This window comes from Methylomonas sp. (assembly GCF_023228165.1).
Taxonomy (GTDB): Bacteria; Pseudomonadota; Gammaproteobacteria; order Methylococcales; family Methylomonadaceae; genus Methylomonas.
Map to the genome: position 1 here is coordinate 1 of NZ_JALOBS010000037.1, position 10360 is coordinate 10360.

Annotated in this window: 8 protein-coding genes; 5 read left to right on the forward strand and 3 right to left on the reverse strand. The window is 53.6% G+C overall.

The features are described 5' to 3' along the window. The first annotated feature begins 217 nt into the window (after window positions 1–217). The 5 genes from M0R33_RS20565 (at window position 218) to traN (ending at window position 8949) form a co-directional block, all read left to right on the forward strand. Window positions 218–1531: a site-specific integrase gene (locus M0R33_RS20565; RefSeq protein ID WP_292573738.1), complete on the forward strand. Its 1314-nt coding sequence runs from the start codon at window positions 218–220 to the stop codon at window positions 1529–1531. Then, window positions 1524–3371 (forward strand): hypothetical protein, encoded by a 1848-nt coding sequence (locus M0R33_RS20570; RefSeq protein WP_292573740.1) that lies wholly within the window; start codon window positions 1524–1526, stop codon window positions 3369–3371. Before M0R33_RS20565 ends, M0R33_RS20570 begins: the two co-directional genes overlap by 8 nt. A 5-nt stretch (window positions 3372–3376) precedes the next feature. After that, a complete protein-coding gene (locus M0R33_RS20575; RefSeq protein ID WP_292573741.1) occupies window positions 3377–5458 on the forward strand; it encodes a hypothetical protein in 2082 nt (693 codons plus the stop codon). Beyond that, window positions 5448–5960 carry a hypothetical protein gene (locus tag M0R33_RS20580; RefSeq protein WP_292573742.1) on the forward strand — a complete coding sequence of 171 codons (513 nt, stop codon included), beginning with the start codon at window positions 5448–5450 and terminating at the stop codon, window positions 5958–5960. The genes M0R33_RS20575 and M0R33_RS20580 overlap by 11 nt, the downstream gene beginning before the upstream one ends. Window positions 5961–6060: 100 nt before the next feature. Next, complete coding sequence (gene traN, locus M0R33_RS20585; protein WP_292573744.1) at window positions 6061–8949, forward strand: conjugal transfer mating pair stabilization protein TraN; 2889 nt, start codon at window positions 6061–6063, stop codon at window positions 8947–8949. A 16-nt stretch (window positions 8950–8965) separates the two neighbouring features. Here the strand turns inward: traN and M0R33_RS20590 are convergent, their stop codons facing one another. The 3 genes from M0R33_RS20590 to drmC form a co-directional block, all read right to left on the reverse strand. Next, a complete protein-coding gene (locus M0R33_RS20590; RefSeq protein WP_292573745.1) occupies window positions 8966–9238 on the reverse strand; it encodes an HU family DNA-binding protein in 273 nt (90 codons plus the stop codon). Window positions 9239–9292: 54 nt separating this feature from the next. Beyond that, complete coding sequence (locus tag M0R33_RS20595) at window positions 9293–9487, reverse strand: hypothetical protein (protein WP_292573747.1); 195 nt, start codon at window positions 9485–9487, stop codon at window positions 9293–9295. A gap of 117 nt (window positions 9488–9604) precedes the next feature. Continuing rightward, on the reverse strand, window positions 9605–10360 hold the full coding sequence (gene drmC / locus M0R33_RS20600) for a DISARM system phospholipase D-like protein DrmC (RefSeq protein ID WP_292573749.1): 756 nt from the start codon (window positions 10358–10360) through the stop codon (window positions 9605–9607).

Genomic DNA, 10360 nt, shown 5'->3' on the forward strand with positions numbered 1-10360 from the left:
GACTGTTGTCTATTCTAGGGAGAACTGTTCACGATGCATCAGTCTAACACATTGATTAAGAATACTAATGTGAGGTCAACCGTGAACAGAACACTCCTGAAAGCAAGTAGTATTAACCCGATCATAAAAGTGTTCATGCGATGGCCTTATCCATTGGAATGCCTAGATTGTCCAATGGGCATTTGTTCACCGTTATGTGTCGATCAGTAGGTGTGCCGTGAACACTATTGTCCGATCAGCCATTCATCTTGATCAGCATCCAGCTATGCCGCCTGAGGCATTGGCATCCTGTGCGTTACCAACGGGCTTTTTATTTTTGGTTGACGATGATACGGGACGCGTCATAGAGCCGGTATTACTGTATCTGATGGATCGATTCCTCATTCGTCACGGCAATACCAGGCCCAATACCTTGCGAGCCACGGTTTACAACCTGAAGGATTGGTGGGCGTTTCTGGCGGAGTTTGCCAAAACTTGGAACGAAGTCAGTGAGGATGAACTTCGATTTTACCGCGACGCTATGCTGCAGACCGTGTCGCCCAAAACCCATCAACCCTATGACGTAGGCACGGTCCGCCGTCGACTGACCACGGTATTGCAATTCTATGACTGGGCGCGGCGGGCGGGGTTTTTCGGAGTGATTTTCGATTCAAAATCCACTCGCCAAATCGTCAGATCGATGGACCACGATGCGTTGGCGCATTTGCATGCAAATCCGGTACAGCGTACCACCTCTGATTTACTACCATTACCACGTCGGGGCGCCGATGATGCCGTTCGACCATTGACTGAAACGGAGTATCGCACGGTTGCCCATTGTCTTGGGCCACTACCGCCAGGCAGCACACGATCTGGCGATGATTGCCGACCAACCTCGGACCGGCTGATTGCCGAAATTGCCCTCCATACCGGCATGCGGCGGGATGAAATTTCATCACTGAATCGTTGGCAAATTCTAGATCTGCGACCTGATGTATCACAACCTTTCGGTGTGGTGAAGCTGCGGCTCAGTCAAACCAAGGGGCTCAGGCCGCGTGTCGTGTTCATGCCCAATTGGCTGGTAACGGCATTGCACTGGTATATCGATCATGAGCGCAAGGACGCGCTGCATGCCGCCAAAAAGCAGGGCCAACTCAAAGAACCGAGCGCATTGTTTTTGAACGGTATCCATGCCGGACGTCATGTTGGAAAACCGATTCAAAATGGCAGTATTGATGCGCATTTTCGGCAGGCTTTGTTTGCCGCCGGCTTGACGCATACCGTGCATAAAACGGATCCGGAAACAGGGAAACCGTATACCACGCAAGCACCCCGTCATGTTTTCCACGACCTCAGACATACCTTTGCGACCTGGCTGTATTGGTTTGAAAAGTCGCAGGGTAATGCGGAACCCTGGAAAAAGATTCAGGCCCGCTTGGGACATACCGCTTTGGCGACAACCACCAATCTCTACTTGCGCGCCGTGACGGATTTTGAAGCTCAAGTCAGTGATACCACCATGAAGTTTTTCGAGGCGATGCGTCATGGCTGAGTCATTTTCTGATCGTCGCTCCCCACGCCCCAGTCGCTACGCACAACTCGTAGGTATGACGGTGGCAGACCTCGACGCTGTTCGCAGGGAACGCCTATCCTCGGTCAGTGAAGAAACCGATGGGGATGGCAAACGTCGGTTATTCATTCGTTTCCCGACACCACACAGTCGAGAATCCATTCAAACCTTGGAGGTTTCAAACTGGCTGATGGCGCCCGAGTTGGCGGTTGCCTTTGCCGAGATGGTCGTCGTATGGGGTGGGGATAAAACCGAACCAAGTCGGCAAACGTTTATCAACGATCTGAACCATGGGTTTTTCCAGTATCTGGCTCGCAGCGATACGCCCACGCCCAGTCTGCCAACCTTTGATACGGCATTCATCAACGGTTTTATCGAATGGTTGGGACGCATGGAAGACGGCGCCTATGTGCTTGCGGCTTACACCCGTTTGCATTACCTGGGTGCGTTTCGCAGCGTGGTTACCTTTCTGAAGAAATCTGCGCAATACCGTTCCCAGTTACCCAAGGATTTACATATTCGCCGTAATCCCTGGCCAGGGGCGTCACGGCAAATCGCACATCCGACAAAAATCATCGAGCCGGCGGATTGGATCCATCTTCACAGCACGTGTATCGAAGCCTGTACGCAAATCATGCAAACCGTCGAACAAGGCTGGATGATGTTGACCGAAGAATGCCCCAAACCCAATAGCCTGGCAAGCCATTTGCAAAGACTGGACGCACTGTTTCCGACAGTGATTGGGTCTTTCGTCAAACTACAGCAACTCGACGCGTCATTGGCCCGCCAAATTGGCACGCCGGAAGCACTGGCGACACTCAGAACCTACTTTCACCCCTCGCCAAGGGATCTGGTGCCGTTCCTACTGTTATTAGCCATGGTGAGCTTTTTCAGTGGCGAAACGCTGTTTGCAACCCGCCGAAGTGACGTGTCCTATATCGAAATCCAGGGTGTCAAACGCTTGGTTTGGCGCCCCTATAAATCAAGAAGCCGGCGTCGACAGCATCGCAGTTTTCCGATCTCGGATGCCCCAGACAGTCCGACGGTATTGATTCCGTTTATCGAGCGCTGGACAGCGCGGATTCGTCCAGTAGCAACGCCGCGTTTGCAAGAATGGTTGTTTATCTGGATTCCCGTGAACAAACCGTCTGAGCCTCATGGTTTCGAATCCAAGTCGGGAGGTAGCAAAGGGGCCTGGCAAAACCATTTGTCAGCCTTTTTGATCGAGAACGAACTCCCTCATCTGACACTCAGGCAAGTTCGCACAACCGGCCTGGATAATGTCCATACCTGGTTTGACGGCGATCTGCTGGCAGTACAAGCCGTCAGCGGCCATCAACACCCAGGGGTCATCCTCTCGCATTACACGTCCGATGCGGCACGCAAACGGCATGATGAGCGACTCGGCGACGTCATGGCCTTGCGTAGTCGTTGGCGAGAAACCGATGGCACTATCGATCCACGCACATTGCCGCCCAAACAGGACTTGGCGGCCGCGACGCCCGGATGGCGCTGCTTTGATCCCTATGACAGCCCGGTGCCTGGCCAGGACAAAGGCAAATTGTGCAGTGCTTACGGCGCTTGTCCAGGCTGTGCGTTAGCCCATCTGAATCTTCAGGACGGCTACGCGCTGGTCCGTGTTCTACAGCTTAAAGTCAAAATCGAACAGGCCCAAACCCAATTACCGGCTGCACGCTGGTTGACGGCGTGGGCACCGAGACTGCAACGCCTGATCGAATACTGGCTCCCGCGTTTCCAGGATGAAACGGTGATCCGCGAAGCCGCCCAATGGGATTTGGACGACCTGCCTGAACTGGAGTAATCGTCATGACTTCACTCAATTCTTTCACCAAACCCCAGATTCATTTGCTATCGGCCGATGATCTGACCGCGCAACGTGTTTCCCCCATCAGCCTCTGGGGTGACGCCCAATGGCGCCTGGATAATCCGACCCCCGGTCAACCCGATCATCGCTCCACCGTGAACTGGAATATCAAACTGCCGCACGGACAAAGCCTACTGGACCCGCAATGGGCCGGGTTACTCGACAGCTTACGACGCTTTGTCTGGAGTTTACTGACCGATCCCCGTGAAGGTAAAAGCCTGAAAACCACGTCGATGGCGACCATTAGTCGGATGTTGGCTTATCTGGTTAACTGGATGGCCACACAGGATTTTCGAGCTATCCATGAATTGGACAACCATGCCAGTTGGGAATACGTCGAACACGTCGCCATAACGGGGAGCGATAAGCAATATTCCACCTTGCATGAGGGTTGGGTCTGGCAACGGCTCCATATTTTGATGCTGCTGTATAAGCAAAGTGGCGCATTGCGGGAATCCGGCGTCAGCCCGATGCCTGAGCCGCCATTTGATGGCCGCAATCCCTTCGATGTTGCCAAACGCATCACGAATCGCCGACGTGATTTCATTCCGCCCTTACCGGATGCAGTGGCATTGCCGATCATGTCTGCAGCAGAGCGGTTGATCGGGGTACCTGCCGATGACGTGATCAAACTGCAAGACGTTTATCTTGCAGCTTATGCACAAGGCGGACCTGGCAATCACAAAGGGCCAGGCCACAGTTTGCCGGTTAGAACCGATGCCGCTCGCCGGGCCGTCCATTCATTCCAGTTTTCAGTGCTTGCCGGTGAATCAGAACCTTGGCATGACGTCATCGACACTCAACCGCGAAGAGGCGCTGGGCAAGTTGATTTCGTTGCCGCCATCCGATTGCTGATTATGGATATTCGGATTGCCTGCATCATCGTGTTACAAAGCCATGTCGGTTTACGCATCAGTGAAGTGATGGGCCTAAAAGCCGGTATCGATCCCGATAGCGGATTGCCGTCATGCCTGCAACAACGCCCGTCAAAAACCGGCTTGAATACCATTTTTTATCTCAAAAGCCTGGCCGCCAAAATCCATGGCAGACCGGTGGAATGGATCGTCGGCGCTCGCCCGGCCGACAGTCAGTATCTTCCGCCGCCGGTCAGGGCGTTAGTCGTACTCGAACGATTGTTTCGCCCGTGGCGTCAGTTAGGCGATTGCCAGCATCTGATCGTGTCGTTTTGCGCAAACCGCGGGCTGCCGAAAAACCAACGATCGGTTGGGCGTCCCTTCAGTCAGAATGTCAATCTCGGCCAAAAGGATTTTCTGCGCCGCTATGTCGATTGGCAAGCCTTACCGCCCAGCCCCGAACTGGACACGTACCGGGATGGGCGTTCGCTACGCACGCACCAGTGGCGGAAAACCTTTGCGCTGTATGTCATCCAGGTGGATAGCCGCATGCTTCCGCACATAAGCCAGCATTTCAAACACCTGTCTCTGGCCATGACCGAGCAAGGCTACATCGGTCGCGATCCGGAAATCATTGAAGCCATGTCCGATGCTCGGGCTCGTTTGACCGTAAGGTTGCTGTATGAAGCCGCAACGGGTGATGCGACCTATGCCGGCAACATGGCGCCATGGCTCGAAGCCCATCGAAAGTCGGTTAGAGCATCCATGCAGAACAAGACTCCGGAACAAATCCTTAGCGACCTGGAACACCAAGTCGTCGAGCACGATTTTAGAATTTGGTTCGCTGACCACGGGAAATGCCTGATCGAGCTGAAACCGGAATCGGCACGTTGCCATCAGATCGCCGGCACCACAAATTGGGAGGACTCGAATCCGAATTTCCAATACCGTGAACCGTCGGTTTGCGTTGGCTGCGAATGCTTTCTGATCGACCGGGAAAGCGCTGGGTTCTGGCGTAAACGCCATTTCGATAATCAACAAGCGGTGGAGAATGCCGAACGCATTGGCCGTGGTGACGAGTTTTATGTCGCCCGTCAGCGGGCGCGGCAAGCGGCGGCCATTTTGCACGCACTCGGTGAAGACATCGAGGAGAACGGCCATGACGCGTAAATCCAAAACACCACCGCCCATCGACCCGATCGAGCAAGACTTCCTGGATGCACTTGAACGTCTGGAGGGCGGCGTACCACTAAACACGAAGCTCGCCAAACAAGCCAAGTTAGGCACGCTCAAAATCAATGTTTCGGTGGTTGCCCAGGAAGCCGGTCACAGCCGAACTCTGATTGGACACGACGCTTGCAAATACCCTCGCATCAGGACACGCATCATGGCATTGAAAGCACCAGTTGCGCCAACAACAAACGCCGAAACGGTCATCCGGCACCTGCGCGAAGAGAACGCGGAGCTGCGGAGAAAACTGGTTCAACGCGACACGGAAAATGCCGCGCTGATAGTCCGGCTCCGTCAATTGGAAATCGACACCCAACGGGCCTTGCGCAAAGCCGAACGCATGGCCAACCGATCCGAAAAACCCTCGGATCAGCTTGCCGGCGCGAGCATTCCAGCTGAACGCGGCGAAATTTTACCTTTTCCGGCACCCCAGGAGGAGTGAGTGCAATTATTTACCCCATATCAAGTATCAACCGGCTGCCGCCGGTACCGATCCATCGGTTATCATCGGACTAGTCAGGTTCCCATATGGGGACTGCCCCGTGAACAGTTCAGAACCGGCATTCACTACGGCAACCCATGCGTGGCAAGGGTTGCAGGCGTTTCGTGGACACCTTCGTCCAATAGAAACTGTTGTGTTGGGTTATAAGGCGATGAGAAAGTTCTTTGAACCTCAAGCATTCGTCACGCAAAGCCTATCTGCGGTACTGTGCGTCACACTCGCTTGGACGCCGTTTGGCGTTTCCTGGGCGGATGCCATTCAGGCGGCCGGGCGTGATGGCCAACAATTGGGCCAACAAGTTCTGGGCGGTTTTGCGTTTCCGCTCGATACCGGTAACGGCACGCTAACCTTGAATCCGGGGACTGCTCAGGAAAGTGCCATATCGATTGGCACCTTGTTTCCGGATACTAACAGCGCTACGACCACGGCCCAGGACTTTGCCGATCTCTATGGCAACAACCCCGGCACACTGGCGGCGGGGTTAAACGCGCAGACAGCCTTGAACGGCGAAACCAGCTTCACCGGCGAAGCCTATCGCACCCTGATTGACAACGCCCACCAGTCGCATCCGGATTTACACAACGATGCAGTCTGGACTGCCGGTGATCAGGTGTTTGCCAATTTCACGCCCTGGGCGCAGTCGTTTTCGGACTGTACCACCGTGACCACGCAAACCGAGACCAGCCATTCTGTCCGTATCCCCGACTATCAGTTGTGTCTGCGCCAACCGACAGTACCGCAAAGCTGTACAGCGACACATCAAGTCAACGTAGAGACCCTACTCAGCTTTGTATCCGGTAACGGAGGCATGTCCAGCTGTGGATCTGGCTGCATGGATTTGTACGTGGGCCGCGTTGGCGATAACTATTGGTCAGCCGGTTGCGGCATATTCAACTGGGAAGTGACTTACAACGTCCTGCATCCGGAAGCCATCATCAGTGCCACATTGGAGGATGTCGAGTTCGATGACCATGCTCGCGTGTCCTATGGTGGCAATCTGATTTACACCGGCTCGACCGGCTGGGGCGGTTCTTGCGAACTGGGTAACAGTTGGGTGGATCATCCCAATCGCGATGTCACCTATGCCTTCAACAGCACGGGCAACAAAGTCTTTAAACAGGAAACTATGGTCGGTGGTAATGGTGAGGGTTATTCCAGGATTCGGCTCCGCTACGATTTGTCGAAACTGATCACCCAGGACCAATGGAGTTGGAGTGGCCCGAATTGCCAAAACTTAGCCGATGCGATTACCGATGGCATTTGTCAGGCCGGCAGCCAATTAAGTTGTACGAATGACCCCGCCAATGCTTCGGGTTGTTACGTCGATCCGACTTCGCAAGTCATGGTTTGCGGCACGGATTTGGCCCAAGCCCCGGTGGCCAGTTCGACCGGGATTCGCAATACCTGTATGAATATCCAGTCCTCTGGACACTGCGATTTGAATCAGTATGGCCAATGCTGGACCGATACCGCCGGCACCCACTGTTTAGAACCGCCGGCGAACGGGATACCCAACAAGACCTGTGAGTCGTTGGAAACCCAAGGCTGCTCGTTCATCAAAAGCCAATGCACCAGTGTGTTGGCCTCCGGCACCTGCTGGGACAGCGTCGATACTTATGACTGCGGGCAAACGGTGGGCATTCCCGGCATTCAAAGCAACACCCAACAGCAATGTGCCGGGCCGATTCGGTGCATGGGGGAAGATTGCATTACCGTGAATCGCACCCAGAGTCAGGATTTCAGCAAGGCGGTAGCCTTACTCAACAGCGCCCAGCAAATGGCGATGGATTTGCATTGTGACTATGCCAACGCCGATCTGCAGCAAAAGGATCCGACCACCTGCCAGGTATTCCAGGGCAAACCGGCCAGTTGCAAAATGGTCGGCGGCGCCCTCAGTCTGGTCGATTGCTGCGAAACACCCTCGGGTGCGATGGGGCTGGGCCGTTACATTGATCTGCTGATAGCCACCAGTCAAATGGACAGCGCAGTCATGGCTATGGACAGTACCTCCGCTATCCGTGGCGCCTGGGAAACCATGCGCACCCCGTTAACGTTGGCTGGCGATGCCTGGAACAGTTTTCAGGCGGATTTTGCCTCGACCGTGAATGACTTGGTCGGCACCGACATGCTCAGTACCAGCGACATTGCCTCGCAAGGTTTACTGGATTCGCTCAAAGGCGAATTGATGAAGTCGGTGGCGGAATGGATAGGCCAGACCTTTGGCGAAGCCGCCGGCAATGCGCTGTTCAGTGCCGGTGGCCAGGCTGCCTTTGATTCGGCGGGTAATCTGACCCCGGCAGCGGAATCGGGTGGCGTCGAGTTGGGCGGTGGTGCCGCAGTCGCCGGCGAACTGCTCAGTACGCTGATGACGGCCTACACCGTGGTGATGATCATCATCATGATTATCCAGATCGTCTATTCCTGCGAAGAACCGGAGTACGAACTCGCAGCCAAGAAACAGCTCAAAGTCTGTACGGACCTCGGCACCTATTGTGAAAGCAAGGTGGCTGGCGTGTGTTGGGTACGCAAGGAAAGTTACTGCTGCTACAACTCGCCGCTAGCGCGCATCCTCAATGAACAAATCAAACCGCAATTAGGGATGGATTTCGGCACGCCGGAAACTCCCAGTTGTACCGGGATAAAGGTCGCTGACCTGGACCGCGTGAACTGGACACAGGTCAATCTGGACGAGTGGTTGGCAATTCTGGCTCAGACCGGGCATTTGCCGTCCGCCGCCAATGCGGCATCCATGCTCAATCTCGATCAACTCACCGGCACAGGCAGCCGGCTCAATCCGCAGAAATACGGCGCAGCCTCCAGTGGCCGGCAAGACACCTTAACCCGCACCCAAGGCCGGATGACCGATTTGGATGTCCCTACGGTCAAACGGCAATCGGAACTGGAAGGCTGGGGCATGGGACCGCAATAAATGTGCGGCCAAAAACTTACTGAACTGCTACTTTCAAGCCTTTTCCGGCTTTGAAGGATGGTGATTTAGACGCAGCAATCGTAATCGCTTCGCCGGTTTGTGGATTGCGACCAGTGCGTTTAGCACGTTCCTTCACTTCAAACGTACCGAAGCCCACCAGCGCCACCGAATCACCGGCTTTCAGCGCCGCTTGAATGGAATGGGTGATAGCATCCAATGCACGGCCGGCGTCGGCTTTGGTCAGGTTGGCGTGGCTAGCGATAGCATTGATGAGGTCGGATTTGTTCATTTGTCGTTTCGTAGAAAATATTCATTGGAATAGTGTTCTGATTTCGCTGGTTGATCAAATCAATGCGATCATTCCTGCCCCATTGTCGGCTTCGCCGTCTTGCAGAGCGTCCATATTTGGATACAAAACCACCGATTCATCTGTGATACCTAAGACTCTACCATCGGCAAGTTCAACGACGTCCACCACTATTCCTCCACCGGAATCCCATGAGGAAACCGAACGAACATACTCAAGTTTTTGTTCCATATAAATTACCCAATTTTAAATATAGTTGGAGGTTATGAGACCAAATAAACCCATTTCTACATGATGATACTGACTATCTTACTTGACTTCCAAGCAAAATCTAACACACCAACAATTTCAAACCTTATCAACGATTTTTAGCTCGATCATCGTATTCAAATGACGTTCCAATAAAACCGGTACCCGCCCGCCATTAACCAAAACTCCCGCTTCCATATTCTTCTCCATCGCAAAACCCGTCAAATTTGCGCTGGTGATGAAACAAGAATGTCCATCCGCCAAGGCTATCTTGGCATGGACACGACCTCCACTGAAGGGATCGGTTTTGTTGGTCCATGCATACAAGACGACATTGGGAACCAGCTTGCGCATCTTGCCTATCACGTCCATAGACATGCTTCCACCATGCTCGCTAGATGATTCCAGCAACATGGAAACTATTGCACCCCGAGCGACTGCTATATTCAAAGCATTGATGATCGAAGAAACGTCATAAGCAACGAAACTGGTGATGAACAAAGTTTTCCGAGCCGACTCAATGACCTGCAACAATGCCTGTTCCGTTCGACGAGCAGAAACGAACGGTGTCGTAGGCCCGGTCCATACAAGTTCCAGGGATTGCTCGGCATTGATTTTATCGATCGTGTGAGATGAGGCTATCAACATCGCAGCCAACTCACTGGCAGAGACTTCGCTAGTTTGCCATGATTTTTTCAAGCGGGCGATCGCAGATGCTACTTGATGCGTACTTTCGAAATCGGTCAACGATACGGCCAAGGAGTTCGATTTCCGAATTCTATTGGCAATGGCATCAATTTTCTCACGAGGAACTAGAGTCACTAGCTCGGTGACCGCATCCAACAACGCTTTCAT